The organism is Mycobacterium sp. NGS67 (assembly GCF_059812185.1).
On sequence record NZ_JCALCF010000025.1, the window covers coordinates 1 to 26,781 of the forward strand.

The 26,781-nt window shown below is 66.0% G+C and carries 29 protein-coding genes, 1 tRNA gene and 1 pseudogene; 20 read left to right on the forward strand and 11 right to left on the reverse strand.

The window, feature by feature from the left end; genetic code table 11:
- Positions 1-32 precede the first annotated feature (32 nt).
- A complete protein-coding gene (locus AC5Y4D_RS20570) occupies positions 33-785 on the reverse strand; it encodes an O-methyltransferase (RefSeq protein ID WP_500038100.1) in 753 nt (250 codons plus the stop codon).
- A 170-nt stretch (positions 786-955) separates the two neighbouring features.
- Between AC5Y4D_RS20570 and AC5Y4D_RS20575 the strand changes: the two genes are divergently transcribed.
- From AC5Y4D_RS20575 to AC5Y4D_RS20615, 9 genes are all read left to right on the forward strand, one after another.
- The gene (locus AC5Y4D_RS20575) at positions 956-1,819 is read left to right on the forward strand and encodes a ParA family protein (protein WP_499942754.1); all 864 of its coding nucleotides are present in this window, start codon (positions 956-958) and stop codon (positions 1,817-1,819) included.
- Entirely contained in the window at positions 1,816-2,616 is an 801-nt protein-coding gene (locus AC5Y4D_RS20580) for a segregation/condensation protein A (protein ID WP_499942751.1), read from the forward strand. Before AC5Y4D_RS20575 ends, AC5Y4D_RS20580 begins: the two co-directional genes overlap by 4 nt.
- Positions 2,609-3,298: an SMC-Scp complex subunit ScpB gene (gene scpB / locus AC5Y4D_RS20585; protein ID WP_499942746.1), complete on the forward strand. Its 690-nt coding sequence runs from the start codon at positions 2,609-2,611 to the stop codon at positions 3,296-3,298. The genes AC5Y4D_RS20580 and scpB overlap by 8 nt, the downstream gene beginning before the upstream one ends.
- Positions 3,298-4,050: a pseudouridine synthase gene (locus AC5Y4D_RS20590; protein WP_499942742.1), complete on the forward strand. Its 753-nt coding sequence runs from the start codon at positions 3,298-3,300 to the stop codon at positions 4,048-4,050. The genes scpB and AC5Y4D_RS20590 overlap by 1 nt, the downstream gene beginning before the upstream one ends.
- The gene (gene cmk, locus AC5Y4D_RS20595) at positions 4,047-4,727 is read left to right on the forward strand and encodes a (d)CMP kinase (RefSeq protein ID WP_499942739.1); all 681 of its coding nucleotides are present in this window, start codon (positions 4,047-4,049) and stop codon (positions 4,725-4,727) included. The genes AC5Y4D_RS20590 and cmk overlap by 4 nt, the downstream gene beginning before the upstream one ends.
- Positions 4,724-6,124, forward strand: a complete 1,401-nt coding sequence (gene der / locus AC5Y4D_RS20600) for a ribosome biogenesis GTPase Der (protein ID WP_499942737.1) — start codon at positions 4,724-4,726, stop codon at positions 6,122-6,124. The genes cmk and der overlap by 4 nt, the downstream gene beginning before the upstream one ends.
- A gap of 63 nt (positions 6,125-6,187) precedes the next feature.
- Positions 6,188-7,783 carry a PE family protein gene (locus AC5Y4D_RS20605; protein ID WP_499942888.1) on the forward strand — a complete coding sequence of 532 codons (1,596 nt, stop codon included), beginning with the start codon at positions 6,188-6,190 and terminating at the stop codon, positions 7,781-7,783.
- 122 nt (positions 7,784-7,905) lie between these two features.
- A complete protein-coding gene (locus tag AC5Y4D_RS20610; protein ID WP_500038101.1) occupies positions 7,906-8,133 on the forward strand; it encodes a type II toxin-antitoxin system RelE/ParE family toxin in 228 nt (75 codons plus the stop codon).
- Complete coding sequence (locus AC5Y4D_RS20615; RefSeq protein WP_499942733.1) at positions 8,130-8,438, forward strand: helix-turn-helix domain-containing protein; 309 nt, start codon at positions 8,130-8,132, stop codon at positions 8,436-8,438. Before AC5Y4D_RS20610 ends, AC5Y4D_RS20615 begins: the two co-directional genes overlap by 4 nt.
- A 199-nt stretch (positions 8,439-8,637) precedes the next feature.
- Here the strand turns inward: AC5Y4D_RS20615 and AC5Y4D_RS20620 are convergent.
- Positions 8,638-8,714 (reverse strand) — tRNA-Pro (locus tag AC5Y4D_RS20620).
- A gap of 126 nt (positions 8,715-8,840) precedes the next feature.
- On the opposite strand from AC5Y4D_RS20620, the gene AC5Y4D_RS20625 reads away from it, so the two are divergent.
- Positions 8,841-9,452: a TetR/AcrR family transcriptional regulator gene (locus tag AC5Y4D_RS20625; RefSeq protein WP_499942730.1), complete on the forward strand. Its 612-nt coding sequence runs from the start codon at positions 8,841-8,843 to the stop codon at positions 9,450-9,452.
- Here the strand turns inward: AC5Y4D_RS20625 and AC5Y4D_RS20630 are convergent.
- Complete coding sequence (locus tag AC5Y4D_RS20630; RefSeq protein ID WP_499942885.1) at positions 9,402-10,400, reverse strand: NAD-dependent epimerase/dehydratase family protein; 999 nt, start codon at positions 10,398-10,400, stop codon at positions 9,402-9,404. The two genes, AC5Y4D_RS20625 and AC5Y4D_RS20630, sit on opposite strands and share 51 nt — an antisense overlap.
- Positions 10,401-10,436: 36 nt before the next feature.
- On the opposite strand from AC5Y4D_RS20630, the gene AC5Y4D_RS20635 reads away from it, so the two are divergent.
- Complete coding sequence (locus AC5Y4D_RS20635) at positions 10,437-11,639, forward strand: NADH:flavin oxidoreductase (protein WP_499942727.1); 1,203 nt, start codon at positions 10,437-10,439, stop codon at positions 11,637-11,639.
- A 10-nt stretch (positions 11,640-11,649) separates the two neighbouring features.
- Complete coding sequence (locus AC5Y4D_RS20640) at positions 11,650-12,498, forward strand: SDR family oxidoreductase (protein WP_499942724.1); 849 nt, start codon at positions 11,650-11,652, stop codon at positions 12,496-12,498.
- Positions 12,499-12,535: 37 nt separating this feature from the next.
- Here the strand turns inward: AC5Y4D_RS20640 and AC5Y4D_RS20645 are convergent, their stop codons facing one another.
- The gene (locus AC5Y4D_RS20645; protein WP_500038102.1) at positions 12,536-12,820 is read right to left on the reverse strand and encodes a hypothetical protein; all 285 of its coding nucleotides are present in this window, start codon (positions 12,818-12,820) and stop codon (positions 12,536-12,538) included.
- A gap of 161 nt (positions 12,821-12,981) precedes the next feature.
- Between AC5Y4D_RS20645 and AC5Y4D_RS20650 the strand changes: the two genes are divergently transcribed.
- Together AC5Y4D_RS20650 and AC5Y4D_RS20655 are read left to right on the forward strand one after the other, a co-directional pair.
- On the forward strand, positions 12,982-13,308 hold the full coding sequence (locus tag AC5Y4D_RS20650) for a hypothetical protein (RefSeq protein WP_499942721.1): 327 nt from the start codon (positions 12,982-12,984) through the stop codon (positions 13,306-13,308).
- Between the two features lie 67 nt (positions 13,309-13,375).
- Positions 13,376-13,873: a nitroreductase/quinone reductase family protein gene (locus tag AC5Y4D_RS20655; RefSeq protein WP_499942717.1), complete on the forward strand. Its 498-nt coding sequence runs from the start codon at positions 13,376-13,378 to the stop codon at positions 13,871-13,873.
- Here the strand turns inward: AC5Y4D_RS20655 and AC5Y4D_RS20660 are convergent.
- Positions 13,870-16,083 carry a molybdopterin-containing oxidoreductase family protein gene (locus AC5Y4D_RS20660; RefSeq protein ID WP_499942714.1) on the reverse strand — a complete coding sequence of 738 codons (2,214 nt, stop codon included), beginning with the start codon at positions 16,081-16,083 and terminating at the stop codon, positions 13,870-13,872. The genes AC5Y4D_RS20655 and AC5Y4D_RS20660 overlap by 4 nt on opposite strands.
- Positions 16,084-16,182: 99 nt before the next feature.
- On the opposite strand from AC5Y4D_RS20660, the gene AC5Y4D_RS20665 reads away from it, so the two are divergent.
- The 6 genes and pseudogenes from AC5Y4D_RS20665 to AC5Y4D_RS20690 all read left to right on the forward strand — a co-directional run bounded on the left by AC5Y4D_RS20665 (position 16,183) and on the right by AC5Y4D_RS20690 (position 23,530).
- Positions 16,183-16,572 carry a DUF805 domain-containing protein gene (locus AC5Y4D_RS20665; RefSeq protein ID WP_499942710.1) on the forward strand — a complete coding sequence of 130 codons (390 nt, stop codon included), beginning with the start codon at positions 16,183-16,185 and terminating at the stop codon, positions 16,570-16,572.
- A 53-nt stretch (positions 16,573-16,625) separates the two neighbouring features.
- Positions 16,626-17,756 (forward strand): spirocyclase AveC family protein, encoded by a 1,131-nt coding sequence (locus AC5Y4D_RS20670; RefSeq protein ID WP_499942705.1) that lies wholly within the window; start codon positions 16,626-16,628, stop codon positions 17,754-17,756.
- Positions 17,757-17,849: 93 nt separating this feature from the next.
- On the forward strand, positions 17,850-19,421 hold the full coding sequence (locus AC5Y4D_RS20675; protein ID WP_499942703.1) for a sulfotransferase: 1,572 nt from the start codon (positions 17,850-17,852) through the stop codon (positions 19,419-19,421).
- A 98-nt stretch (positions 19,422-19,519) separates the two neighbouring features.
- Positions 19,520-20,997, forward strand: a pseudogene (locus tag AC5Y4D_RS20680) (aspartate aminotransferase family protein); the annotation flags it as partial.
- A 57-nt stretch (positions 20,998-21,054) separates the two neighbouring features.
- Entirely contained in the window at positions 21,055-22,350 is a 1,296-nt protein-coding gene (locus AC5Y4D_RS20685) for a GMC family oxidoreductase N-terminal domain-containing protein (RefSeq protein WP_500038116.1), read from the forward strand.
- Positions 22,351-22,369: 19 nt separating this feature from the next.
- Positions 22,370-23,530: an iron-containing alcohol dehydrogenase gene (locus AC5Y4D_RS20690; protein WP_499942696.1), complete on the forward strand. Its 1,161-nt coding sequence runs from the start codon at positions 22,370-22,372 to the stop codon at positions 23,528-23,530.
- A 34-nt stretch (positions 23,531-23,564) separates the two neighbouring features.
- Here AC5Y4D_RS20690 and AC5Y4D_RS20695 read toward each other — a convergent pair whose 3' ends face one another.
- From AC5Y4D_RS20695 to AC5Y4D_RS20720, 6 genes are all read right to left on the reverse strand, one after another.
- Positions 23,565-24,119 (reverse strand): carboxymuconolactone decarboxylase family protein, encoded by a 555-nt coding sequence (locus AC5Y4D_RS20695; protein WP_499942692.1) that lies wholly within the window; start codon positions 24,117-24,119, stop codon positions 23,565-23,567.
- Between the two features lies 1 nt (position 24,120).
- Positions 24,121-24,300 carry a hypothetical protein gene (locus AC5Y4D_RS20700; protein WP_499942892.1) on the reverse strand — a complete coding sequence of 60 codons (180 nt, stop codon included), beginning with the start codon at positions 24,298-24,300 and terminating at the stop codon, positions 24,121-24,123.
- Positions 24,301-24,371: 71 nt separating this feature from the next.
- Positions 24,372-24,926: a thioredoxin family protein gene (locus AC5Y4D_RS20705; RefSeq protein ID WP_499942689.1), complete on the reverse strand. Its 555-nt coding sequence runs from the start codon at positions 24,924-24,926 to the stop codon at positions 24,372-24,374.
- Positions 24,927-24,944: 18 nt separating this feature from the next.
- On the reverse strand, positions 24,945-25,211 hold the full coding sequence (locus tag AC5Y4D_RS20710) for a DUF3253 domain-containing protein (RefSeq protein ID WP_499942686.1): 267 nt from the start codon (positions 25,209-25,211) through the stop codon (positions 24,945-24,947).
- The gene (locus tag AC5Y4D_RS20715; protein ID WP_500038103.1) at positions 25,208-26,092 is read right to left on the reverse strand and encodes an SGNH/GDSL hydrolase family protein; all 885 of its coding nucleotides are present in this window, start codon (positions 26,090-26,092) and stop codon (positions 25,208-25,210) included. Before AC5Y4D_RS20715 ends, AC5Y4D_RS20710 begins: the two co-directional genes overlap by 4 nt.
- 43 nt (positions 26,093-26,135) lie before the next feature.
- Complete coding sequence (locus AC5Y4D_RS20720) at positions 26,136-26,735, reverse strand: cyclic nucleotide-binding domain-containing protein (RefSeq protein WP_499942681.1); 600 nt, start codon at positions 26,733-26,735, stop codon at positions 26,136-26,138.
- Positions 26,736-26,781 lie beyond the last annotated feature (46 nt).

Below are 26,781 nucleotides of genomic sequence, written 5' to 3' on the forward strand. Positions count from 1 at the left end.
GAGGGGAACGCACCCCAGTCTGCGAGGGGAACTCAGCCCAGGTACTCCGACTCCAGCACCAGGTCGGCCATCATCGACTGATACTCCAAATGCGTCTGATGTTCGGTGGTGTTCCACGTCTTGCCCTGCTGTTCCCGCATGTACGCGCGGTACTTCGGCGCCCCCGGTATCCGCACGTTGTCGGCCACAGCGATCGAGCCCGGATGCAGCCAACCCCGATCCAGGATGCTGTGCAGGTCAGCCAGATAAGCCTCTTTGTCGTGATCGAGGAACAGGAAATCCAATACGCCAGAAGCGAATCCATGATCTGCAGCCAGCACATCAAGAGTGCGCCCACCGTCACCGATCGTGCCGACCACACACGTCACCCGATCGGCCACACCGGCGTGCGCCCAGACCCGGCGGGCGTTCGCGGCATTGGCGTCGGCGAGCTCGACCGAATACACCCTTGCCTCGGGAGCAGCCCGCGCGATGCGCAGCGCGCCGTAACCCACATAGGTGCCCAACTCCAGGGCCACCGCCGGATTCGCGCGCCGCACCGCCGCGTCCAGCAACGCCCCTTTCTCGTCCCCGACGTTCATCAACATCGACTTCTCGTAGGCGAACTTGTCGATGGCGGCCAGCACGTCGTCGAAGTCACCCGCGCGGGAGTTGTTCAGCGCGTAGTCGACTGCCGCCGCCTCCCGCCCGTCGCCGATCTGACCGGTCTTGGTGATATTGCGCACCCCGGTGGCCATCCGCCAGACCGACCAGCGCAGTAGGGGAATTCGCCGCTTGAGATCCATAGCGACACCCTAAGCCGAGGAATCCCGGTCTTGCTGGGTGAACGCACAGGCAGGCACCCGACGCGACGACGTGAAACCCGCGGACCGGGATCTCCGATCATGGCCGAAGTAGCAGTTAGACTTCCTGCGATGTCCAAGCAGACGCCCGTCACCACCAGTCACGCACGGGCATGACCGACCACCCCGCCAGCGGCCAGGAGCTCGGCCTCACCGGCCGGCCGCCGCGGGCGATTCCCGAACCTCAGCCGCTTTCCTCGCACGGCCCGGCGAAGGTCGTCGCCATGTGCAACCAGAAGGGCGGCGTCGGCAAGACCACCTCGACGATCAACCTGGGTGCCGCGTTGGCCGAGTACGGGCGACGGGTGCTGCTGGTGGACATGGACCCGCAGGGCGCGCTGTCCGCCGGTCTGGGTGTGCCGCACTGGGAGCTGGACAAGACCGTCTACAACCTGCTGGTCGAGCCGCGGACGTCGATCGACAACGTGCTGATCAATACCCGGGTCAAGAACCTCGATCTGGTGCCCAGCAACATCGACCTGTCCGCGGCGGAGATTCAGCTGGTCAACGAGGTGGGGCGCGAGCAGACGCTGGCGCGGGCGTTGTACCCCGTCCTGGACCGATACGACTACGTGCTGATCGACTGCCAGCCGTCGCTGGGGCTGCTGACGGTCAACGGGCTGGCGTGCTCGGAGGGCGTGGTGATCCCGACCGAGTGCGAGTTCTTCTCGCTGCGCGGGTTGGCGCTGCTCACCGACACCGTGGACAAGGTGCGCGACAGGCTCAACCCGAAGCTGGACATCAGCGGGATCCTGATCACCCGATACGACCCGCGAACCGTGAACTCCCGCGAGGTGATGGCCCGCGTCGTGGAGCGGTTCGGTGATCTAGTGTTCGACACCGTGATCACCCGCACCGTGCGCTTCCCGGAGACCAGTGTCGCCGGCGAACCCATCACCACGTGGGCTCCGCGGTCCGGCGGCGCCGTCGCGTATCGGGCGTTGGCGCGCGAGTTCATCGACCGATTCGGCGTGTGAACGCCGCACCCGAGAGCGGTTTTCAGGTCCGGCTGACCAATTTCGAGGGGCCGTTCGACCTGCTGTTGCAGCTCATCTTCGCGCACCGGCTCGACGTCACCGAGGTGGCTCTGCACCAGGTCACCGACGATTTCATCGCCTACACCAAGGCGATCGGATCCCGGCTCGACCTCGAGGAGACCACCGCGTTCCTGGTGGTGGCCGCGACTTTGCTGGATTTGAAGGCCGCCCGGCTGCTGCCCACCGGACAGGTCGACGACGAGGAAGACCTGGCTTTGTTGGAAGTGCGCGACCTGCTGTTCGCGCGGCTGCTGCAGTACCGCGCGTTCAAGCACGTCGCCGAGATGTTCGCCGAGCTGGAAGCTACCGCGCTGCGCAGCTATCCGCGGTCGGTGTCGCTGGAGGAGCGCTTCGAGGGTCTGCTGCCGGAGGTGATGCTGGGCGTGGACGCCGCCCGGTTTGCCGAGATCGCGGCGATCGCGTTCACCCCCCGGCCGGTTCCGACGGTGGCCACCGGGCACTTGCATGTGCAGACGGTGTCGGTGCCCGAACAGGCCCGCCACATCCTGGCGCTGCTGGAAGGGCGGGGCAGCGGGCAGTGGGCGTCGTTCTCCGAACTGGTCGCCGATTGCACGGTGCCGGTCGAGATCGTCGGGCGCTTCCTGGCGCTGCTCGAACTGTATCGGTCCCGGGCGGTAGCATTCGACCAGTCCGAGCCCCTTGGCGTGCTCCAGGTTTCGTGGACCGGGGAGCGACCGAGCAGCGAATCCTTATTAGAAGTGCGAGACCATGACTGACCAGCCGCCCGATCTGGACGCTGGCATCCCCGATATCGCGCAGGCCGCGGAGCTGGATCCCGACGAACTCGGTCGGGTGCTGGAGGCGCTGCTGCTGGTGGTGGACACTCCGGCTACCGCCGAGGCGCTGGCTTCGGCTACCGAGCAACCGGTTTACCGGGTCGCCACGAAATTGGGGCAGATGGCCGACGAGCTGGCCGCCCGTGACAGCGGCATTGACCTGCGGAATACCAGCGAGGGATGGCGACTCTACACCCGGGCACGGTTCGCGCCCTACGTCGAGAAGTTGTTGCTCGACGGTGCGCGGACCAAACTGACCCGGGCCGCGCTGGAGACGCTGGCGGTGGTGGCCTACCGCCAGCCGGTGACCCGCGCACGGGTCAGCGCGGTGCGTGGTGTCAATGTGGACGCCGTGATGCGCACGTTGCTGGCCCGCGGGTTGATCACCGAGGTCGGCAACGACGAGGACAGCGGCGCGGTCACATTCGCCACCACCGAATTGTTCCTGGAGCGTTTGGGTTTGACGTCCCTGACAGAGTTGCCGGACATCGCGCCGCTGCTGCCCGACGTCGACACCATCGACGACCTCACCGAATCCCTGGACAGCGAGCCACGTTTCATCAAACTCGGTGGCAGCCAGGCGCCCGATCCGGCGTTGACCTTCGACGTGGACCACGACTGATGGTCGAATTCGACGAACCACAGGGGACCCGCTTGCAGAAAGTGTTGTCCCAGGCCGGAATTGCGTCACGGCGGACAGCGGAAAAGATGATTCTCGACGGCCGCGTCGAGGTGGACGGGCAGGTGGTGACCGAACTGGGCACGCGGGTCGACCCGGACGCATCGGTGATCCGCGTCGACGGGGCGCGGGTGGTGCTCGACGAAACGTTGGTGTATCTGGCGCTGAACAAGCCGCGCGGAATGCACTCGACGATGTCCGACGACCGCGGCCGTCCCTGCATCGGCGACCTGATCGAACGGAAAGTCCGGGGCAACAAGAACTTGTTCCACGTGGGGCGTCTGGACGCGGACACCGAAGGACTGATCCTGCTGACCAACGACGGCGAACTGGCGCACCGGTTGATGCACCCCTCGCACGAGGTGCCCAAGACCTACCTCGCGACGGTGACGGGCGCGGTGCCCCGCGGCCTGGGCAAACAGCTGCGCGCCGGCGTCGAGCTGGACGACGGGCCGGTGCGCGTCGACGATTTCGCGGTCGTCGACTCGATACCCGGCAAGACGTTGGTACGAGTGACGCTGCACGAAGGCCGCAACCGGATCGTGCGCCGACTGCTGGCCTCGGTCGGGTTTCCGGTGGAGGCGTTGGTGCGCACCGACATCGGCGCGGTGACGCTGGGTAAGCAGCGTCCGGGTTCGGTGCGGGCGTTGCGGCACGACGAGATCGGGAATCTGTACAAGGCGGTCGGCTTGTGAGCGGGGTCGTGGCGATCGACGGGCCGGCGGGGACGGGAAAGTCTTCGGTGGCAAGGGGATTGGCGCGCGAACTGGATGCGCGCTTCCTCGACACCGGTGCGATGTACCGGATAGTGACCTTGGCCGTATTGCGTGCGAGTATCGATCCTTCCGACGCTGAGGCAGTCGCCGAATGTGCCGCGGGGGTGCAGTTGTCGGTGGGATACGACCCGTCCGCCAACAGTTTTGAGCTTGCCGGAGAGGATGTTTCGGTGCAGATTCGCGGTGACGACGTCACCCGCGCGGTGTCCGCGGTGTCGGCGGTGCCTGCTGTGCGGACCCGGTTGGTCGAGTTGCAACGGCAGATGTCGGAAGGTCCGGAGACCATCGTGGTGGAGGGACGCGACATCGGCACGGTGGTGTTTCCCGATGCGGCGGTCAAGATCTTTCTGACCGCTTCTGCCGAGACACGCGCCGAGCGCCGCAACGCCCAGAACGTCAAGGCGGGTCTGGCCGACGACTTTCCGGCCGTGCTGGCCGACGTGCAGCGCCGGGACCATCTGGACTCCACGCGGGCGGTCTCGCCGCTGCGCGCGGCTTCGGATGCGATCGTCGTCGACACCAGTGACATGACCGAAGCGCAGGTGATCGACCACCTGCGGGAACTGGTCATCCAGCGAAGTGGGGCACGGCGGTGACCGAGGACGGTACCTGGGCGGACGAAAGTGACTGGGAAGTCGACGATTTCGGTCTGTCCGAGTTGGACGAGGCCGGGCCGGCACCCGTCGTGGCGGTAGTGGGTCGTCCCAACGTCGGCAAGTCGACACTGGTCAACCGGATCATCGGCCGGCGCGAAGCGGTCGTTCAGGACGTGCCCGGCGTCACCCGGGACCGGGTGTCCTACGACGCGTTGTGGACCGGACGGCGGTTCGTGGTGCAGGACACCGGGGGATGGGAACCCGACGCCAAAGGCCTGCAGCAGCTGGTCGCCGAACAGGCGTCGGTGGCGATGCGTACCGCCGACGCAGTGATCCTGGTGGTCGACGCCACGGTCGGCGCCACCTCCGCCGACGAAGCCGCCGCCCGCATCCTGGTTCGCTCGGGCAAACCAATCTTCCTGGCGGCCAACAAGGTTGACAGCGATCGAGGCGAATCAGACGCTGCCGAGCTGTGGTCGCTGGGGCTCGGTGAACCCCATGCGATCAGCGCGATGCATGGCCGCGGGGTGGCCGACCTGCTCGACGCTGTACTAGCCGCGCTGCCCGAGGTGTCCGAAGTGGAAGCGGGCACCGGCGGTCCGCGACGGGTCGCGCTGGTGGGCAAACCGAATGTCGGCAAGAGTTCCCTGCTCAACAAGCTGGCCGGTGATCAACGCTCGGTGGTGCACGACGTCGCGGGCACCACCGTCGACCCAGTGGACTCGCTGATCGAACTCGGCGGCAAAATCTGGAAATTCGTCGACACCGCCGGATTGCGCCGCAAGGTCGGACAGGCCAGCGGACACGAGTTCTACGCCTCGGTGCGCACCCACGGGGCCATCGACGCCGCCGAAGTCGTGATCGTGCTGATCGACGCGTCGCAGCCGCTGACCGAACAGGATCTGCGGGTGTTGTCGATGGTGATCGAGGCCGGCCGGGCGCTGGTGCTCGCCTACAACAAGTGGGACCTGGTCGACGAGGACCGGCGGGATCTACTTGACCGCGAAATCGACCGCGAGCTGGTGCAGGTGCGCTGGGCGCAGCGGGTCAATATTTCCGCCAAGACCGGCCGCGCGGTGCAAAAGCTGGTGCCGGCCATGGAGACCGCGCTCGCGTCCTGGGACACCAGAATTGCTACCGGCCCGCTGAACAGCTGGATCAAAGAAGTCGTTGCGGCCACGCCGCCGCCGGTGCGCGGCGGCAAGCAACCGCGCATACTGTTCGCCACCCAAGCCACCGCACGGCCACCCACGTTCGTACTTTTCACGTCGGGCTTCCTGGAGGCCGGCTACCGGCGGTTCCTGGAGCGCCGGCTGCGTGAGACGTTCGGGTTCGAGGGCAGCCCGATCCGGATCAATGTGCGGGTGCGCGAGAAGCGCGGCGGGAAGCGCCGGTAAAGCTGAGACAGGTCGTCGGCGGCGAATTAGGCTGCGGTCTACCGACTTGTGTGAGGATGCCCGATTAGCTACGTGACCACCGTGCCGCAGACGTTGGCGGCCGCCGCCACCGACCTGGCGGAGATCGGGCCGGTGGTCGAACGCGCCGCGGGTCGTACCACGGGTCTGGTGGCGGCCGCACTCGACGAAGTGTCGGAAGCCATCGCCGCGTTCTTCGGCGTACATGGCCAGCAAGGTCAGGCCGTCCTGCGGCAGGCGGCCGTCTTCCAGGAGGAATTCGCCCGGGCGTTGTCAGCGGCGGGGAGGGCCTATGTAGAGGCCGAACTGGGCAACGCGGCCGCGGCGGCCACCGACGTCACGCTGGTGATGGGCGGCAGCGGCAACCCGATACCGTCGTTCAGCTACCTGAATGACGTTGTGACCAAATACATCACGCCGCACTTTCCGGCCTTTACCGTGCCCAACGCGCAGGTGTTGTTCACTCCCGAGGCGTTCTATCCGCTCACCGGCGTCAGGGATCTGATCCCCAACGTGTCGGTGGCAGAAGGCGTAAGAATCCTGGACGGAGCGATCCAACAGCAGCTTGCTGCGGGCAATAGTGTTGCGGTGCTGGGGTTTTCGCAGAGCTCGATTATCTCGTCGCTGGAGATGATGGCGCTCAATCCCAGCGGCACGCCGAGTCCGCTGCCGATCGTATTCACGCTGCTGGGCAATCCGATGAATCCCAATGGTGGTCTGCTGGCCCGTTTTCCTGGCCTGTCCATGCCCAGTTTGGGTTTCACGTTTTACGGGGCGACACCGTCCAACAGCTTCACTACGAACATCTACACGATCGAATACGACGGATTCGCCGACTTCCCGCAGTATCCGATCAACCTGCTTGCCGACCTCAACGCGCTAGCCGGCATCTACTACGTGCACGGCACCTACGCCGATCTCACACCCGCGCAGATCGCGACGGCGATCCCGTTGACCGACACCGTCGGGCCTACCACGACCGACTACTACATGATCCCCAATCCGCGGCTGCCCCTGCTGGAGCCGCTGCGCGCAGTGCCGGTCGTGGGTCCTGCGCTGACGAGCTTGATCGAGCCGGACGTCCGGGTGCTGGTCAACCTGGGCTACGGCAGTCCGCATCAGGGTTGGTCGACGGGACCTCCGAACGTGCACACCCCGTTCGGGCTGTTCCCGCCGCTTGATCCGGTCGAGGTAACCGGCGCCCTGGTGGCCGGCGCCCAGCAGGGAGTCAGCGACTTCGCGCGGGAGGTCGGCGTCACCGCGTCGAGCCTGACACCGGCCAATTTCGTCGCCACGCTGGAAGCGCTTCCGCAGCCGTCGCTCGGTGTGGTGGAGCGAATTCTGGCCGCACCGGCCGATGCCGTCAACACCGTCGCCAGCGCCATTTCCACCGGGTATTCGGTGCTGCTGCCCACGGCCGACTTCGCGACGGCGGCGCTGCTCTCCTTACCGGCATATAACGTCGGTTTATTCGCCGACGGGATCACGCAAGCCCTGACCGGCGATCCCGTCGGCCTGATCAACGCGATCGGCAACCCGATCGCTGCTGACGTGGGGTTGTTCTCGATCGCGGCCGGATTCGAAGCTCTGGTGCTGATTTCTGCGGCGCAGTCCATCATTGGCGACCTCAGCAGTCTCTGACCTTGCGATTCCGCATCGCCGTCATCATCGTCGCGCATGACGTGTGGTCCCTGGGTGGTCCCAGCGCGACCCCCGCTGCCTAAGGGAATCATCTCTAGCTGATATCAGTTAAAGCTGATAATGTGCCATGGTGCGGAAATGGGAGGATACGAGTGCTCTTCGCCTTCGACATCCAATCTCGGGCGATCATGCTGGTCGCCGGAGACAAGGCAGGAAATTGGACGAAGTGGTACGCGACGAACATCCCCACCGCCGATCGACTGTTCACCGAACACCAACAGAAGTTGATAAAGGAGGCTGAAGCGGCCAAAGCCGCCAAGCCGAAGACAAGAAAGGGGAAGAAACGATGACCTCGCTTGATGATCTTCGACGTCGCCGTCCGGGAAACCGTGCCCGCATCGACGCAATCAAGGATGAGATGGATCGCGAGGTTGCCCAGTACTGTCTGCGCGAGCTGCGCGAAGACGCCGGCTACACCCAGACCTCCCTGGCGGCAGCAATCGGTGTCGGACAGAACCGCGTTTCTCAAATGGAGCACGGCAATCTGGGCACCAGCCGGGTCGACACACTCCGCAAGTACGTTGAGGCGACCGGCGGTGAGCTAGAAGTTGCGGTGAAGCGCCCAGACGGGTCTCGCGTCTTGCTGAGCCTCTGATATCGCCGGCCGGGCGGGGTCTGTGGCAACACTGCAAAGCGCATTCATGAAGCTAGATAGCGACCGGCGTCGGGCCCGACGGGCACGGTCTGACTTCCTGCAAGGGTCGCACTGACGGCTCTACTGCCAGGTGATCAATCACGACCTGCTCATCCAGGACATCGCCGCACTCAACAACGCTGCTGCGCAACCTCGACTCTGGTCGGGCTGACAGGATTTGAACCTGCGACCACTTGACCCCCAGTCAAGTGCGCTACCAAACTGCGCCACAGCCCGCTAGCCTGCCTCGGCACGTCGACAGACGAGAGTGAACGATACCTCAGTGTTGGGTCTCGTCTCTTCGGGGCCATGGCGGTTGAGGCGCGATGACCGCTGCCGGCATGCGGATGCTGGAATGGTGCAATGAGCCAGGACAGTGCTCCTCGATCGGGCCGCCCTCGTGACGCCTCGATCGACGACCGGGTCCTGGCCGTTGTCCGCGAGATGTTGGTCGAAAGCGGCTGGCAGGGCATCTCGCTGCGGCTGGTGGCGCTGCGAGCCGGTGTCGGTCGGGCCAGTCTGAGCCGGAGGTGGCCGTCGAAGGTGGCGTTGGTGTTGGACGCGATCCTGGGCGTCACACCCGACCTTGCGCCGTTCGAGGGCACCGATGTCGGCGGCTGGATCGACTACGTGGTGCGGGGTAGCCATGATTTGTTCAGTCGCTCCGACGTCGCCGCGGCGGTGCCGTGGTTGCTGCTGGCGCTGCGCGACGACGAAGAGCTGCGACGCGCGCTGTGGGCGAACTTCAGCGGTCCGGCGGTTGAGCTGTTCGTCGAGGATGTGCACGCCGCCGAACCCGCCGAACGGGAACGTGCGGAACTCGACGCCCGCGCTGTGCTGACGATGGCGGCGGGTGCGGCGCTTTTCGTGACCACGGTGGCGGCCGGCGACGATTCGGCCGCGCTGCGCCGCCGGATTGCGCAGCTACTGATCGCCGGTGTCGAAGCCGCGCCGCCGGAACGCCTCGATGATTGACTCACGCGGCGAGCGCCAGCTGAGGCCGAGATCGGCGAGCGTTTTCGAGTCGTCGGTCGGTGTGGCCGCGGTCAGCAGCAGCGCGGCCTCGTAACTGAGGCCGTCCCCGAGCGGAATCACACCTCCGATCAGGTCCGCGAACCGGCCGGCCCCCCGAAAGGCTCGCGGCGAGACCGGAACTCGCCGGATGCGGGATCCGCGGGCCTCCTCCAACGCGTCGATGATTTCGTCGAACGTCAGCAGCTCGCCCCCGCAGATGTAACGGTGGGGCCCGCGGCCGGGACGCATCAGCCGGGCGTGCACCTCGGCGATGTCACGCACGTCGACCATCTGCATGCCGCCGCGCAGGCGCGGTGCCACCCCGGCGCGAATGATCGGTTCCCAGCCGCGTTCGGTGACCCCGGCGGCGGTGAAGAACGCCGGTCCCACCACGCTGGAGGGGTAGGTGACGACGACCGGTGCGCCGTCGCTCTGCAACTGCCGCGCGGCGCGCTCGGCGTGGGCTTTCGTGCGGGCATAGGGGCTGCGCCCGGGCGCGGTCGGCGTGTCGGGACCGATTACCTGTCCCGGCGGCGGCGGGAACAGGGCGCTGTAGCTGCTGACCAGGACCACGGGGTCGAGCTCGAGGGCGACGGCCCGATTCAGGATGGTTTCGCTGGCGTAGGCGTTGACGGCCCACATCAACTCCTCGCGCCGCTTGTCGGTACCGACGACCCCGGCCGCGTGGATCACCGCCTCCACGCCGTCGAGCAGCTGGTCTACCGTGATGCGTTCGCGGATGTCCCCGGGTATGACCGTCAGCTCTCCCAACGCCCGCAAATGCCCGATCACCGGGGCGCCGGCTTCGGCGATGGTCACCAGAAGCCGAACGGTGTGGCCGGCTTGCAGCAACGCCCGTACGGTATGGGCGCCCAGGTAACCGGTTCCGCCCGTCACCGCGACATGCATGTTGACCTCCTGGTACCCGCCGTGCATGCTATTTTGATGCCAACGGCATCGAAAATAGCGCATGGCGCGCCCTTCACCCCAGCCAGGCTGGGCCCGCTGACGTTGAAGAACCGATTCATCAAGGCCGCCACGTTCGAGGGTGTCATGCCGCGCGGTCAAGTCAGCGACGAGCTCATCGAGTTCCATGCCGAGGTCGCTCGCGGGGGAGCGGCGATGACCACTGTCGCCTACTGTGCGATCTCACCCGGCGGCCGGGTACACCGCGACACCATCGTGCTGAACCAGGAAACAGTGCCGCAGTTGCGGCGGCTCACCGACGCGGTGCACGCCGAGGGTGCGCTGGTCTGCGCACAGATCGGCCACGCGGGCTTGGTTGCCAACATGCGCTCCAATCGCACCCCTTCCCTGGCGCCGACCACCCGCCTGAGCGCGCCTGCGATGGGAGTGGTGAAGGGCGCCACCAGACAGCAACTCGCCGCTGTCGTCGACGAGTTCGGTACCGCGGCGCGCAACGCCGTCGACGCCGGTTTCGACGCGGTCGAGATCCATATGGGCCACGGCTATCTGTTGTCGTCGTTCTTCAGCCCGAACCTCAACAAGCGCACTGACGAGTTCGGCGGCGACGTGCACCGGCGCGCCGAGTTGGCGCGCCGGGTCGCCGAGCGGGTACGCGCGGTGACCGGCGATTCGGTAGCCGTGACAGCGAAGTTCAACATGGACGACGGTGTGCCGCACGGGTTCTGGTTGACCGACAGTCTGCCTACCGCCGCGCTGCTGCAGGCTGACGGGCATCTCGACGCGCTGCAGCTGACCGGGGGAAGCTCCCTGCTCAACCCGATGTACTACTTTCGCGGCGACGTGCCCATGGCGGATTTCATCGCCGTACAGCCCGCCGCGGTCGGGTTGGGCCTGCGCGTCATCGGCCGCCGATTGTTCCGCAAGTATCCCTTCGAAGAGGCCTACTTCCTGCCGCTGGCACGTCAATTCCGCCGAGCGCTGGACATTCCGTTGATCCTGCTCGGCGGCATCAACGCGCTGGCCACTGTCGAATCCGCCCTCGACGAGGGCTTCGAGTTCGTCGCGATGGGGCGGGCGCTGCTGCGCGACCCGGGTCTGATCAACAGTCTGCAGAGCGGTCGGGCCGTCCAGGGATCCTGTGTGCACTGCATGAAATGCATGCCGACGGTTTATACGGGCACCCGTTGCGTGGTGCGCGAGACCGAGACCGTACTCGCCTGAGGTCCGCGAGATGGGAACTTATGCGGTCTCGGGCTCCGCATCAGGGATGGGCCATGCGGCCGCACAACTGCTGCGCGAGCGCGGTCACACGGTCATCGGCATCGATATCCGAAACGCCGATGTCGTAGCCGACCTTTCGACGTCCGAGGGCCGCAGAGACGCCGCCCGGGCGGTGTTGACCGCAGCCAACGGCACCCTCGACGGCGCGGTGCTGGCCGCCGGCCTCGGCCCGACGCCCGGCAGGCTGCGCGAGATTGCCGAAGTGAACTTCTGTGGCGTCGTGGACCTGCTCACCGAGTGGCGAGCGGCGCTGGCCAGCGGCTCACCCGCCAAAGTGGTTGTGATCGGCAGCAATTCGACCACCACCACGCCAGCGGTGCCGCGCCGAACCGTGCGGTCAATATTGGCCCGCGACACTGAGAAGGCCGTGCGTTCGGTGCGGTGGCTCGGCAAGGGTGCTCCGACGATGGTTTACGCCGCGTCGAAGACGGCGCTCACCCAATGGGTTCGACAGCAGGCGGTGCGACCGGAATGGGCCGGAGCCGGCATCAGGCTCAACGTGCTGGCACCCGGGGCCATCCTGACCCCGCTATTGCAAGAGCAGCTCGCGGCGCCGCAACAGGCCAAAGCGGTACAAGCGTTCCCCGTCCCGGTGGGCGGGTTCGGTGATCCCGCCCAACTCGCCGAATGGGCATGTTTCATGCTGTCGGATGCGGCCGATTTCCTGTGTGGGAGTGTGATTTTCGTCGACGGCGGATCTGATGCCTATTTCCGCGCGGGTGACTGGCCGAGGTGCGTGCCGGTTTCCCGGCTGGTGCCGTATCTGGTGCGGTTCGCGCGGTGGGGACGACTGCGGTAGCTTCGCCCATCCGCGTCTGTCACCCGGACGGGTCGTGCTAACGCAGATAGACCAGCGCGTTGTTGCCACCCTGGCATACCGTCCCGGCGGCGGTACACGTCATCGAGTACGAGCGGCCGGTGATCGGGCTGTACACGTCGAACGGATTCGAGCCGTTGCCATGCGCGTGATACGTCTCGGCGGTGTTCATGGCGAATTCGCACGAGGTGTCCGAGTTGCCGGCGAAAACCGAAGCCCCGCGGCTCGACTTGCCACAGTAGGTGTCCGCTACGGCCGCGGGCGGAGCGCTGACCGAAACCAGGGCGGCGACGGCGAACGACACGGCAGGAACCCCGAGAATTCGCATCATCATCAGAAACCCTTTCGGCGCGGACTGTATCAACCCTGAACCGATCTGAGTCCGAACGCAATACGGTTGCGCGCCATTGCTCGGGCGCGCTTCCCATGATGCAGCCGAGCGCCCAACGGTGTTAGATCAAGGCTGTGAGTGCGGAAAACAACCGGCCGCAAACGCTTTCCGATCAGTTGGCCACCATGCCGCACTACCACGTCGTCACGCTGCGTGACCAGAGTTACCTGGATTACAGCGACGGCCTGACCGAAGCCGGAGCGTTCGCGTACGCGGCCGATGTGATCTCTCCGACCATCTCCCAGCGTGAGCCAGGCCTGGAGGGGGTGTGGATCGTGTCCATCGACCCGCAATCCTGCCGCCTCGCCCACGGGGACGATTCCGACAGACAGTCCGAGGAGGCTCTGGAATTCCTGGTGCGGGTCATCCAGGGTGAACCCTCTTGGTCGGTGTTTGACTGACGTCGATCTAGTCAAATCCTCGACCGGACGAACCCGTAGGCCAAGCGACCGGCGAAGGGAAGTGATCATGGCCGATGCCGACGCCGCTGCGATCCGCGCAGAGCGCACTGACTGGATGCAGCATCACCTCGCGACATACCTCGATTCCGGTGGCGCACAAGGCCATATCCTCGATCTCAGTGCCCTCGGCGGCCGTGAGATGACGACCAACTGCTTGATCAGGTACACCGGCCGCAAGTCGGGCAGGACCTTCGTCAAGCCGCTGATCTACGGCAACGTCGGCGGTGAGATCGTGGTTGTCGGGTCCAAGGGTGGGGCGGACAAACACCCGGAGTGGTACCTCAACGTCGTCGCCAGCGAAACCATCGGTGTGCAGATCGCGACCCAGGCGTTCGAGGCGACGTGGCGCGAGCCCGAGGCGATCGAACGTCACGACGTGTGGGACTACATGTGCCACCTCTACCCGCCGTACGTGTCCTATCAGCGATCGACGAGCCGGCACATCCCGCTGGTCATGCTGAAGACGGTGCGATCGATCGACGTCTTCCAGGTGCCAACGGGTTAGAGCGGGCTCACGTTCACCGGGATATTGCCTTGCCGGGGCAATCCGGTGATCGGGTCGTACTCGACGTCAGTCGGCACCAGGCGCCCGACATTGCTTCCGCGACAACGGAACTCGGCGTCCTCGTCGGTGAGTCCGCCAAAAGCGTGATGCATGGCGATGACGTCCGGTCGTAAGGTCTGGTCGGCTTCGAGCACAGCTGGGATGTGGTCGTGCGGCGACGTGATCGTCACCGCGGCGCCCGCTTGCAGGCCCAGGGCGGCGATGCTTTCGGGATGCATGTAGGCCGGGTTGTAGGGCTTGCCGCGGTTCAGTGTGGACAGGTTGGTGCCGGAGGAGTTCATGAAGTTGCCGTGCCGGCGCGGAATCAGCCGAAACGGGAATGCCGCGTCGCTGCGAGCCGACCGGAAGTCCTCGGCCAGCGTCGCAGCCAACTCGCCGAGCATGTAGTCGTTGCCGACGTCCAGACGCGCCAGGCAGTCGGGATCCCGTTCGGCGACCACCGCGTCCACGTCGAAGATCTTGCCGTGCGGGTGGCTCTTCACCTCGTCGAGCGGGACGCGTGCCGTCGCGCACATCTCGGCGAACAATTCCTCGGTGGTCAACCCGGTGTTGCCGTCCATCGTCAGCACGATCGGCGGTGACTCCATGTAGCGGCCGCCGCCCCCGCCGAAGAAGTTGACGAAGAACAGCGTGAGGTCCATACGCTTGGCGAGCCCCAGAAAGAATTGCCATTCCTCGACCAGATCCGATCCTGCCGGAGGATCGACCAGCCGCGGCGCATACTGCGCGTAGGCGGCGGGAATCCCGGTGCCACTCGCGAAGTACTTGATCAGCTCGCTGCCCTGCGTCATGGCCGGGGTTTCCATCTGCATCTTGGGTGCGATGACGTAGTGCGCCAGCCGCGAGGTGAGCGACATCTCGGTGTCCAGCGTGATCAGCAACTCCAGACTCTCCATCGCGCGCTGGGTTTTGCGCTGGTCGGGCCACGCCGCCATCGGGTTGCCGCCGACGCAGATCAAAGCTCTCACCTGCCCATCGCCGGGCATCAGGATCTCGTCGGCCAGAGCCGCCGTGGGCATGCCGCACACCGCGTCGGTCAGTCCGCGCACCCGCAGTTGCTCGCCGTAGCCCCAACCCTGGTACGGCGGCAGCGCCTGCGCCTTGGCGGTGTAGGCGGGCATCAACGTGTTTGGGCGCGTCACGGGTTGGCCGGCGCGTTGCCATCGTCCGCAGATGGTGGTGAGGCACAGCGCGAGATATTCGAGCAGGTTGCCGTGCAGTCCGAAGTTGGCACCGGTACCGCAGTTCACCATGCCGCGGCGGGATCCGTAGCTGGCGAACAGGTGCGCGGCGTCGATCAGTTGCTGGGCGGGGACGTCGGCGCGCTCGGCCACGTATTCGGGAGTAAACCCCGCGACGGCCGCGGCCAACTTGTCGAAGCCGTCGACATGTTCAGCCAAGAACTCTGTGTCACAGAGGTTTTCGGCGATGATTCGATTGATGATGGCGGCCAGGATGGGGACATCCTCACCGGGTCGCGGCTGGATGTGGATCGCCGCGCGGGCAGCGGTCTGCGAGCGGCGCGGGTCGATGACGATCAGCTTCATACCGCGGCCGACGGCTTCCTTGATCCGCTGGGCCGGATTCTGGCCCGGGATGCCGATCGACTTGGACACGACCGGATTGGTCCCGACCAGCATCCAGCTGTCGGCTTCGTTGAAGTTGACGTCACCGCCGAGCCAGTGACCGTGCGCGGACAGCGCGATCTGTTTGCCCGGTTGGTCGATTGTGTTGGCGGTGAAGAACATCGGCGACTCGATGCCGCGCATGAAGGCGTTCGCCATCAACGGACTCGCCGGGTAGGGCAAGCCGTTGGTTCCGAGATACATGGCCACCGAGCGCGGTCCATGTTCGTCGATGAGCTGCTGCAGGCGCGCGGCGATCTCGTCCATCGCGTGCTCGCTGTCGATAGCGGCATAGGTCCCGTCGGACCGTCGTTTCTGGCTGTGCAACAGGCGCGCGGGATTGTTGTGGATCTCCGGCAGCGCCCGGCCCTTGGCGCAGGTGTAGCCCTTGAACATCGGGTTGTCGGGATCCCCGGTGACCTTGGACAGTTTGCCGTCGGTGACGGTGACCAACACTCCGCAATGAGCCGAGCAGATGCGGCAGATACCTGGCGATGTCGTCGTGGACTCCGTGATGCTGAGCACCCGCTCAGCGTAGGTCGGTTGACGGACATAGTCGACCGCTTTGACCCAACTTGATATTCTTTCGCTTCCACAAGCGGGTTTCCCAAGTGGGGAGATGAAATGGGCTTCGGGCAAGCGATTTCGACCGGGTTCGCCAAATATTTCGATTTCAGTGATCGAGCCCGCCGCTCCGAATTCTGGTATTGGACGCTTTTCACCGTCATTCTCGGCCTGCTCAGCCTGGTCATCGACGCGCAGCTCGAGACCCAGTTCGTCAACTTGCTGATCCAACTCGTCACGTTCATACCCAGCCTGGCCGTGACCGTTCGGCGCCTACACGATATCGACAACTCCGGCTGGTGGGTGCTGATCAGCTTCGTGCCGCTGGTCGGCTTCGTCATACTCGTCATCTGGGGCGCCACCAAGGGCACGGACGGGCCTAACCGATTCGGCCCGGATCCATTAGCCGAAAACGAATTCCCGAATCACGAATTCAACGCGCCGGCATAGCTCAGCGTGCCGCCTGCATTGATCCGCGAGCACGGCGGCGCTAGTTTGACCAAATGTTAGGTCATAAGACCGAAACCGATCAGCCAGGCACACCGGACCCCGCGACCACCAAACGTCCGCTGTGGGCGGTGGGAGCGATCGGGGTTGTGCTCCTAGGGCTGATCATCCACAACGCCCGGTATGGCGCCGTCTCCCCGCGGATCCGCAATCCCCAGGACACGGGCGGTCCGCACCCGCTGTCGGATCCGTTGTTCGGTTACAACCACTGGATCGTGACCATCGAGATCTTCAGTTACCTGGCGTTGGTCACCATTGTGGCTCTCGTCGCCGTCCTGTGGCGCCGGCACCCGAAACACCCTTACCTGTTGATGACGATTGCAGTCACCACCTTGGCGTGGCAGGACGCGCCGATGAACTGGGTAACCTTTGCCGTCTACAACCCCGACCTGTGGCACTGGCCCGAGGACTGGCCGCTGGTCTCGCTGTCTCCGACCGTCGAACCGCTCTTCATCTCGGCCATCGCAATGTTCGTGGTGCCACCGTTTTTCCCGGCGATCTGGGCGTTGCGACGACTGCAGGCGCGCGGTCCGCAGGATTCCTTCGTCTCGCGGCATCCGCTGCTCAGTCTGTCGGGATTGGTGTTCGCCTTCGGGTTCGTCTACGACTTCGCGATGGAACTGCTGTGCGTCCGCATTGGGCTATACACGTTCAGCCAGGTCATACCGTTCGGATCGATCTTCCTCGGCACCCGCTGGCAGTTCCCGCTGCTCTGGCAGTCGTCGCTGATCAATATCTTGATGATCCCGGCTGCGCTGATGATCTATCGCGACGACACCGGACGCAGCGTCGCCGAAAAGCTGGCGCAGCGCGCCAAGGTCTTCCCGTCCCGGCCCGCGCTGGGTTCCTTCGTGGTGATGCTCGTCGGGGTCAATCTTGCGTTCATGACCTACGGACTGGTCTACACCGCGGTCACCCGTTGGTCGGGAGCGGCGACGTCAGTGGTGTGCCCATGGCCGTGGCCGAGTACGAATATCTATGACCCCCAGGGAATTTACGAGCGAAACGGCGTTCCCGAACCTTACTCGGAGGGCATCTGGTCCCGGTGGGAGAGCGCTCAGCCCGGCGGACGCCCGGTGCTGCCGGCCCGCGTCACCGGCGGCGGGTGCACACCAGAGAGCCACTAGACGCTCCGAACGGTAGCGGTTCCATTCGAACCGTCGTGCTGGTTGATCGGCGATACAGTGGCGTATGCAGCCGAAAAGGGGTGCCCTTTGCAGGTGCTGACCAGCAGAGAATGCGTCGTCGTCGACTCGATCGCCGAGGCGTTCTTCCCGGCGCGCGGACCCATCGGGGTGAGCGGTGGCGCGGCGGGCGCGGTCACCTACGTCGACACGATGTTGGCCCGGCTCCCATTACCCAAACGCGCCCAGTTGCGTGCATTGCTGCTGGTATTCGAAGTCGGCACCGCCGTCACGGCCCGCGGAACCGTGTTCTCCGCCGCGCCGCTGGACGAGCGCATCGCGCGACTACAGGGCTGGGAAGGCGCACGCCGTTACCCGCGGCGCGCGTTATTCTCCGCGCTGCGTTGGCTTTTCACGCTCGCATACCTGGCCGACCCGGCGGTGCAGCAACGGATCGGCCTACCGCCGTCCGCGACTCGTCCACCGGTCCCAGTGCGGCGGCCCGGCCGGCCTACCCGGTTGCGTAGCGGCCCGCGGGTCAAGCGACTCGAGCGTCTCTTCAACACCGATCAGCTCATCACCGGCATCGAGATCCCTGAATGGTTCGAGATGTTGGCCGGTGCGCGGTTTCGGGTTAGCGCGCGCTATCTGCACCGGGTCGCCTGGATCACCGGATGGAGCGGGGTAGCCACCGCAGTCGGTACGGTCGAGCGCCGCCGCTACGACCGGCGCATCGCTTCGACACCGATCGACCCGCCCCCGATCTTCATCCTCGGGCACTGGCGCAGCGGCACCACGCACCTGCACAACCTGCTGGGCCGCGACCCCGAGAACACTTATCCCACCGTCTATCAGGTGGTGTTCCCGACCGCGTTCATCACCACGGGCAGCACGATCCCGCCGCTGACCGCCGGAATGCTCGCCGAAACCCGCGGTTACGACAATGTCGCGCAAGGCTGGAACGAAGCCGCCGAGGACGAGATCGCGCTGGCCAAACTGACCGGGCTGTCGCCCTACCTGGCGTTCATGCTGCCCGACCTGCTGCCCCGCTACGAACGGTATTTCGACTTCCTGCAGGCCCGCGAAAGCGAGCGCGACGAGTGGAAGGCGGCGCTGCGCTGGTTCGTCGGCAAGATCCGGCTGCACTCCGGTGGGCGGCGCCCGGTCATCAAAAGCTGCGCCCACATGGCCCGGGTCCGGATGCTGCTCGACGTCTTCCCGGACGCGAAATTCGTTCACATACACCGTAATCCGTTCACCGTCGCCGCTTCTACCATCCACATGCGCAAGCAGACCGATTGGGAGAATTTCCTGCAGGTGCCCGAGGTGTCCTTCGTGGAGAACCTGCCGACGCAGGTGATCGTCGTCGGGCAACTGTTGTTCGAGCGCTTCTTCGAAGATCGCGCGCTGATCCCACCCGAGAACTACATCGAGGTGGCCTACCCCGACCTGTGCGCGCGTCCGCGCGAGGTGCTCGACGGCATCTACCGGCACCTCGACATCCCGCAGGGTGATCGTTACGACGCCACGATCGGCGGCTATCTGAACGGACTCAAGGGATACCGCACCAATCGGCTCAGTGTCGACGACGAACTTGCCGACCTGGTGCGCGAGCACTGGAAGTTCGTCTTCGACGAGTACGGCTACTCGCTGGATCATCGGTCATGACGTTCCACGAGTTCGTCGAAGAGCACCTGCACTCCAGCACGCACCTGTCCCGGCGTCATGTCCACCCCAAGCTGCTGTACATGTTCGAATTGGCTGGAATGGATGCGGTTTTCACGCGTGCCGAAGGTGCCTATCTGTGGACCGAGGACAACCGCCGATACCTCGACCTGCTCAGCGGTGGGGGAGTGCACTTCATCGGCCGCAACCACCCCAAGGTCCGTTCGGCGTTGCGCGACGTCCTGGACATGAACTTGCCCAACCTGTCGGTGGCCAACGCCTCGGTGCTCGGCGGCCTGCTGGCCGAGCGGCTGATCGCGCTGGCCGGCCCACAATTCCAGAAGGTGGTGTTCGCCAACTCCGGCACCGAGGCCACCGAGATCTGCGTCCGGTTCACCCGGCAGGCCACCGGGCGTCGTCGTTATCTGTACCTGGACGGGGCATTCACGGACGCACCTACGCCGCGATATCGATGTGCGGCTTCGACGAGATGAAGGTCACCGCCGACCCGCTGATGCCGACCTGTACGCCGGTGCCGCGCAACGACATCGACGCCTTGCGCCGCGAACTGTCCTACGGGGATGTCGCGGCGTTCGTCGTCGAGCCTGTTCAGGGGATGACGTGCGAAGTGGTGTCGGCCGAATATCTGCAAGAGGCGCAACGGCTTTGCGCGCAGCACGGTACGGCGTTGGTCATCGACGAGGTGCAAACCGGACTCGGACGGCTCGGTACCTGGTTCGGCTGCCACGGCGCAGGGGTTCAACCGGACATGCTGACCGTCAGCAAAGCGCTCTCTGGTGGCCAGGCGCCGGTCAGTGCGGTGCTGCTGACCCAGGACATCTACGACCGCGTCTACGCCGCCTTCAAATCCGGCCCGATCTACCTGTCGACGTTCGCCGAGAACAACCTGGCGATGGCCGCCGGCCTGGCCACCCTCGACGTGCTCGAAGAACTCGACGCGCCGACCCGCGCCCAGGCCCTGTCGGACAAATTCCACAGGGGCCTACAGGATCTGGCCGCCCGGTACGACGTGATCGACCGCGTCACCGGGCAGGGTCTGATCATCGGCGTGGTGTTCAAGACATCGGCCAACCTCGCACTGCGCATGCAGCAGACCCTGATGGGCATCGGCGATCCGGGCGCATTCGCTGCCGCGGTGCACATCGACCTGCACCGGCGCGGAATCCTGGTCCAGATACCGGGATTCAACCTCAACATGATCAAACTGCTGCCGCCGGTCACCCTCGAAGACGACGACGTGGCCTGGTTCCTGAGCGCGTTCGAGGAAGTGCTCTCCGCGTACCGCCGGCCCATATCTGGCCCGGTGGTCGGAATGGCCGGCGGTGTAGCTCGGCATGTGCTCAACGAAGCGAAGACGAAGCTCGAGGCACGCCGTCCCGTCCCGGACACAGCCAAACGCGCACGCGTGCAGGAATATTCAGACTACAACCGTGCGCTGGCGCTCGACTGCGATGTCTGCGTGGTAGGTTCCGGGCCGGCGGGCACTGTGCTCGCGCACCGACTCGCCGACGAAGGACTCGACGTCGTCGTGCTGGAGGCCGGCGCGGCCATGCGTCAGCGCGACCGGGGCGTCGAGGCCGGGGAGACCTTCGCCCGCTGGTTCTGGGACGGCGGGATGCGCACTACGCGGGGCAACGTGGTGATACCCACCCTGCAGGCTCGGTGTCTGGGTGGCGGGTCGGTGATCAATTCTGGGATCTGTATGAGGGCCCCGGACTTCGTGTTTCAGAGGTGGGCGGGCGAGCACGGCGTCGACGGGATCACACCGGAAGAAATGGCGCGTCACTACGACGCCGTGGAGGGGTTCCTCGGAGTGCGTCCGGTGCAACCGCAGGTGCAGGGCCGGCGCAACGATCTGTTCCGTGCCGGCGCCGAAGCGCTCGGCTATCAGGTCGAACCGTTGCGGCGCAACGAGCACGATTGTCGCGGCTCGGGGCAGTGCATCACCGGATGCCCGTCAGGGGCCAAGCAGTCGATGGACCGGCGCGGGATACCCGAACTGCTGCGGGCCGGTGGTCGCGTCTACACCTGCGTACAGGTGGATCGTCTGCTGCGGCAGGGCAATCGAGTGCATGGTCTGCGCGGTGCGGTCGTCGACCCGATCACCGGCCGGCGCACCCATCGGGTGCGCGTGAACGCCCGATGCACGGTGCTGGCCGCCGGTGCGTTGGCGTCCCCGCAGATCCTGCAGCGCAGCGGTCACGACGCGGACCTGGTGGGGCGCAACGTGCGGATGCATCCCGGTGTGATTGTGATGGGCGCGTTCGACGAGGAGGTCGCACCGTGGACCGGCGCGACCCAGGGTTACCACGTCACCGGATTCCTCGAGGAGGGCATCAAACTCGAGTCGATCTGGGCCACTCCGTCGGTGCTGGGCATGCTGCACCCGGGAACCGGCGAGGAGTTCGTGCGCTCACTGGCCGACTACGAACACGTCGCCACCTGGACGGTGTGGGTGAGCGGCCAGGACTCGGTCGGACGGGTGCGGGCCCGGCCGGGCGGCGCGACCAGCCTGCGCTATGACGTCGGTGCCGGTGACGTGCGCCGCATTCAGGAAGGCGCGGCGCGACTGGCCGAGATGTTCCAAACCGCGGGTGCGCGCACCGTCGTACCCGGCATCCACGGCCTCGAACCCCGCTACGGCGCAGCCGAAGCCGCAGCCGCGATCCGGTCGGCGCGCCTGTCGCCCAACGACTTTCGCCTGGTGGCCAACCACGTGTTCGGGACCACCCCGATGGGTGCGGACCCGCGACGGTACGTCACGGACTCCTGGGGCGCGGTGTACGGACTCGACGACATCTACGTGTGCGACACCGGTCTGTTCCCGTCCAGCCCGATGGCCAACCCGATGCTCACCGCGATGGCGCTGGCCGACCGCCAGGCCGAGACGCTGGCCGAGCGGTACCGCTAATGCATCGAGAGGTTATACCTTGTCCGCACTGATCGCGTTTCCCCGGCAGCTACGGATCGGCGCCGGGTCGATCAACGAGATCGCCGACGTGCTCACCGGCCTGGAGCTGAAACGCCCTCTGCTGGTGACGGATTCGTTCCTGACCCACACCGGTGCCGCGCAACGAGTGCTCGACCTGCTGCGTGTGGCGGGCATAGCGGCCGCGCTCTTCGACCGCACCGTCCCGGATCCCACCACCGCCTCCCTGGAGGACGGGGTACGGGCAGTGCGCGACCACAACGCCGACTGTGTCATCGGCTTCGGCGGCGGCAGCCCGATGGACTCCGCGAAAGCCCTTGCAGTGCTGGCACATCAGGGCGGACCTATGCGCAATTTCAAGGCGCCCAACAGCTACGCAGGCCCGGCGCTGCCCGTCATCGCGATTCCGACTACCGCGGGAAGCGGTTCGGAGGCAACGCAATTCACTGTGATCAGCGACAGCGACACCCACGAGAAGATGCTGTGCCCCGGTGTGTCGTTCCTGCCGGTCGCGGCGATCGTCGACTTCGAACTGACTCTGTCGATGCCGCCGAGGCTGACCGCCGACACCGGTGTCGACGCGCTGACCCACGCGGTCGAGGCGTACGTGAGCCGCAAAGCCAATCCCGTCAGCGACGGCCTTGCGCTGTCGGCCATCCGGCTCATCTCCGGCAACCTCAACCGGGTTTACCGCGCCGGCTCCGACTCGCAGGCGCGTGAGGCCATGATGCTGGCCGCCACGCAAGCCGGGCTGGCCTTCTCCAACTCCAGCGTCGCGCTGGTGCACGGCATGAGCCGCCCGATCGGCGCGCATTTCCAGGTAGCCCACGGCTTGTCGAACGCCATGCTGTTTCCGGCGGTCACCGAGTTCTCCGTCACCGGCGCCGAGTCGCGGTATGCCGACTGCGCCCGTGCCTTTGGAGCAGCAGACGCTCACGTCGCCGATGCGGTGGCCGCTCAAGCTCTGGTGCAGGCGCTGGCCGAGTTGTGTGCCGAACTGGAAGTTCCCACACCGCGCTCCTACGGCATCGACCGTCAGGCGTGGGAGTCGTTGACTCCGTTGATGGCTCAGCAAGCGCTGGCGTCCGGTTCGCCGGCCAACAATCCGGTCGTCCCCACCGGCCAACAAATCGAGGAGATCTACGCCCGGGTGTACGGCTGAGTTGTCACCCCGACGCGACCACCCCGCCGCCGGCTCACGGTCCAACGGGCGTCTCACCCCGGGCCTGGAACTCCGCGGGCAGGTTGTCCGCCACGTCCCAGGTCGCGGCCAGACGTCCGAAGCCGACGGCGATCGCACAGTGCAAACCCAGCTCGACCAGTTCGTCTTCGCTGAAGTGCCCGCGCAAGTCCTCGTACACCGCCTCGTCGATGGCCAGATGGTTGGTGGCGAACAGGTCGGCGAAGCGCAGCGCACTGCGCTCGGCGTCCGTCAGGTCCGGCGCCTCAGTGGGGCGTTCCAGCGAGCACACCAGGTCTTCGGTCAAGCCGTCATCGACGGCGGTCTGGTAGCGCACCGACATGCAGCTGCGGCATTGGTTGTGGAATGCGATGCGCAGCCGGACCAGTTCGACCAGACGCGGCGGCAACGTGCCGGTCTCCTTGAGCTTGGCCGTCACTCCGCCGAAGGCCACTGACACCTCCGGCAGGCGCATCATGATGGCCGCCACCCCGAGGTTGATGCGATCCCCTTGTCCCAGTTCGATTCTCGACACCTCAGCGAACGCATCCGACGGCTCGACACGCGTCATGTCAGTCCCCGTCGCTGGGCTCGGTGAGTTCGGGGGCCTGTTCGCGGGTGGCCATGCCGCCCTCGCGACCGTGATCGGCCGGGCCGGGTCGACCGCCCTTCGGTTCGTCCTGCTCGACGTCGCGCTCGTCGTTCTTCTTGCTCAATGTGCCCCTCCCGGTGTCGATGTCGACCAGTTCCACGGTGAATTGTGCCCCGCTGGCGAGTCAAATGCTGCGGGACTGGTTCGACCCGCAGTCGGCAGGACCCACCGTCAGCTGGACCGCCACTTGATGCCGCATCCGATCGACGGCCGTTGGTTCGGGTCCGCCGGTCGTCCGGCGAGAACGGCGTCGACGGCCGCCCGCACGTCGGCGCCCGTCACGGGCCGGTCGTCCTTGGGCCGGGAGTCGTCGAGCTGGCCGCGGTACACGAGTCGGCGCTCACCGTCGAAGACGAAGGTGTCCGGCGTGCAGGCCGCGGAGAAGGCGCGGGCGACGTCCTGGGTTTCGTCGTAGAGGTACGGGAAAGTCCAGCCGTGCCTGCGGGCCTCGGTGACCATCTGTTCGGGTCCGTCCTGCGGATACGTGACGACGTCGTTGCTGGAGATGCCGACCATCGCGACACCCTGCCCGGCCAGGTCCCGACCCAGCGCGGCCAGCCCGGCCGCGACGTGCTGGACGTAGGGGCAGTGGTTGCAGATGAAGGTGACGACCAACGCGGGGCCGGCCAGGTCCTCGAGGCTGACCGTCGCACCGGTCGCCGGGTCGGGCAGCGTGAAGGACGGGGCGGGGGTACCGAGGGCGAGCATTGCCGATTCGATGGCCATGCGGGCCAGGTTACGTCGTCAGCGCGGGACGATCCTGATGCGGATGGGGCCGCGCCAGGTGGCATCCGGGTCAAGCGCGGTGCCGCGCTGCGTGATCTGCACGTCGCCGGACCTGGCGAGTTCCCGAGCCACATCGCGAGCGTCGTCCATCAGCTCGCGCCAGTTGTCGTCGCCGACGGCCCGGGCGGCATCGGAGGGACAGATGCTGCTGTGCGGACCGCGGTGCGCAGCCAGGGCGAGGATCGTGGATTTCAGTCGCTGCCGGGTCGGCCCGTCGTTGGTCACCAGGTGCGGTCTTTCCCGATCCGGTCGGCAAGCGCGTCGCCCACGGCGCCGGCGCCCAGCGCATTCGGATGCAGGGGTGCGGCAAGGTGAGCCAGCACGAAGCCCTCGAAATATCTGTCGTCGGGTGCGGCGCACATGTCGTGGCCGACCGAGACCGGCCGCGTATCGAAGAACTCGACGTTCTTCCTGGTGGCCAAAATCCGCTGCTGGTCGTCGATCTCGCCGACTTTGGCTTGAAAGTAGTCGGCATCAACGGGGTTGATGGGTTGCTCGGCGAAGCAGCCGCCGGGCCGGATGTAGGTTCCGTACCCGACCAGCACGATCCTGGCCCGCGGAGCGCGTGCCCGCACGGCGTCGATCATGGCGTCCCACGATGGAACCTGCTCGCGGATCGCCGTACTGAACCGGTCCGTTCCCCCGGCAGCGAAGGTGTCGAAGCACGGTGGCTCGGACAGCGAACTGCGACGGCACTTCGACGCGCTGCTTGCCAGACCGACGTCGTTGCCGCCGATCGTGATCGTGATCAACTCGGTGTCGGGGGCTACCGCGTCGATCTGGGCGGGCACGGCGCCGCCGCTGGTCTGTTGGGCCCGCTCGGTGATGTTGGCGGTGGTGGCGCCGCTGCAGGTGACGTCGGTGAAGGTGTTGGCGCCGAGTTGGCGGGCCAACACCGCGGGGTAGTCGTTGGTCGACTTGAAGCACCCGGGCGGACCGGCGGGATCGGGCACCATCGGCGCGGCCGCCGCCGAGTCGCCGAGCGCTACGTACCTGGGGCCCTTGGGGGCGGCTTTGGGAACGGTCGGCGCCGGCGCCGTGCAAGCGGCCAACGCCGAGAACACCAACACCGCGGCGCCCCACGCCCAGCGGTTCTTCTGCGTCATGTCCCCAGCCAGGGTAACCAACCGCAGCTGGGGCAGGGTTTCGCTACGTCTTGCTGTTGCGTTCCACCCACTGGCTGAGTGCATCCTCCAGCGCGGCCGAGTGGCTCACTCCGGCGGCGTCGGCGGCCTGCTCGAATCGCTCGACCAAGTCGGTCGGGATCGAGGCGCTCACCTTGGAGCGCTCCGGCTTCGGCTTCGGCGGCTGCTCGGCCTGCACATGCTTGGCGGCCGTCGCGTCCATGGTTTCGCGCAGCGCGGGAATCTCCCGGAGCAACCGGTCGAGGTCGTCGCGCTCGATGCGCAGCACCTCCGCGGGCCCGATGGTGGTGACCGTCGCGGAACGCAGTTTGCCGCGGCGCAACGCCGATTCGCCGATCACCTCACCCGGTCCGACCACCGCGACCCGGTCTTGGCCCACGTAGACACCGGCCTCGCCGCTGAGCAGGATGAAGCACGCGTCCGACGGAGTTTGCTCGCGAATCAGCGGCCACGGCGAGGACTGCGCCGTGTGGTGGGCCGTGCCGACCAGACGTTCCAGTTCGCTGTCCGAGAACTTTTCGAACGCGGCGAACTCGCGCAACCGACGGGCGTCGGTGCGGACCCGGCGGGCTTCTTCCTCTTGCTCTTTGGCATCCACCTTCATGGGGGACTCCTGATCTGCGATGTGAACCCTGACATCGAGGAGCCTA

What these genes read in the sequence shown, in the direction of transcription:
- AC5Y4D_RS20570 (WP_500038100.1), bottom strand. Translation starts at nt 785, where the DNA reads ATGGATCTCAAGCGGCGAATTCCCCTACTGCGCTGGTCGGTCTGGCGG.
- AC5Y4D_RS20665 (WP_499942710.1), top strand. Translation starts at nt 16,183, where the DNA reads ATGGGCTTCGGGCAAGCGATTTCGACCGGGTTCGCCAAATATTTCGAT.
- AC5Y4D_RS20640 (WP_499942724.1), top strand. Translation starts at nt 11,650, where the DNA reads ATGGGAACTTATGCGGTCTCGGGCTCCGCATCAGGGATGGGCCATGCG.
- AC5Y4D_RS20670 (WP_499942705.1), top strand. Translation starts at nt 16,626, where the DNA reads ATGTTAGGTCATAAGACCGAAACCGATCAGCCAGGCACACCGGACCCC.
- AC5Y4D_RS20630 (WP_499942885.1), bottom strand. Translation starts at nt 10,400, where the DNA reads ATGCATGTCGCGGTGACGGGCGGAACCGGTTACCTGGGCGCCCATACC.
- AC5Y4D_RS20695 (WP_499942692.1), bottom strand. Translation starts at nt 24,119, where the DNA reads ATGACGCGTGTCGAGCCGTCGGATGCGTTCGCTGAGGTGTCGAGAATC.
- AC5Y4D_RS20705 (WP_499942689.1), bottom strand. Translation starts at nt 24,926, where the DNA reads ATGGCCATCGAATCGGCAATGCTCGCCCTCGGTACCCCCGCCCCGTCC.
- AC5Y4D_RS20720 (WP_499942681.1), bottom strand. Translation starts at nt 26,735, where the DNA reads ATGAAGGTGGATGCCAAAGAGCAAGAGGAAGAAGCCCGCCGGGTCCGC.
- AC5Y4D_RS20635 (WP_499942727.1), top strand. Translation starts at nt 10,437, where the DNA reads ATGCCAACGGCATCGAAAATAGCGCATGGCGCGCCCTTCACCCCAGCC.
- AC5Y4D_RS20590 (WP_499942742.1), top strand. Translation starts at nt 3,298, where the DNA reads ATGGTCGAATTCGACGAACCACAGGGGACCCGCTTGCAGAAAGTGTTG.
- AC5Y4D_RS20715 (WP_500038103.1), bottom strand. Translation starts at nt 26,092, where the DNA reads ATGACGCAGAAGAACCGCTGGGCGTGGGGCGCCGCGGTGTTGGTGTTC.
- AC5Y4D_RS20625 (WP_499942730.1), top strand. Translation starts at nt 8,841, where the DNA reads ATGAGCCAGGACAGTGCTCCTCGATCGGGCCGCCCTCGTGACGCCTCG.
- AC5Y4D_RS20655 (WP_499942717.1), top strand. Translation starts at nt 13,376, where the DNA reads ATGGCCGATGCCGACGCCGCTGCGATCCGCGCAGAGCGCACTGACTGG.
- AC5Y4D_RS20615 (WP_499942733.1), top strand. Translation starts at nt 8,130, where the DNA reads ATGACCTCGCTTGATGATCTTCGACGTCGCCGTCCGGGAAACCGTGCC.
- AC5Y4D_RS20685 (WP_500038116.1), top strand. Translation starts at nt 21,055, where the DNA reads ATGCGCACTACGCGGGGCAACGTGGTGATACCCACCCTGCAGGCTCGG.
- scpB (WP_499942746.1), top strand. Translation starts at nt 2,609, where the DNA reads ATGACTGACCAGCCGCCCGATCTGGACGCTGGCATCCCCGATATCGCG.
- AC5Y4D_RS20575 (WP_499942754.1), top strand. Translation starts at nt 956, where the DNA reads ATGACCGACCACCCCGCCAGCGGCCAGGAGCTCGGCCTCACCGGCCGG.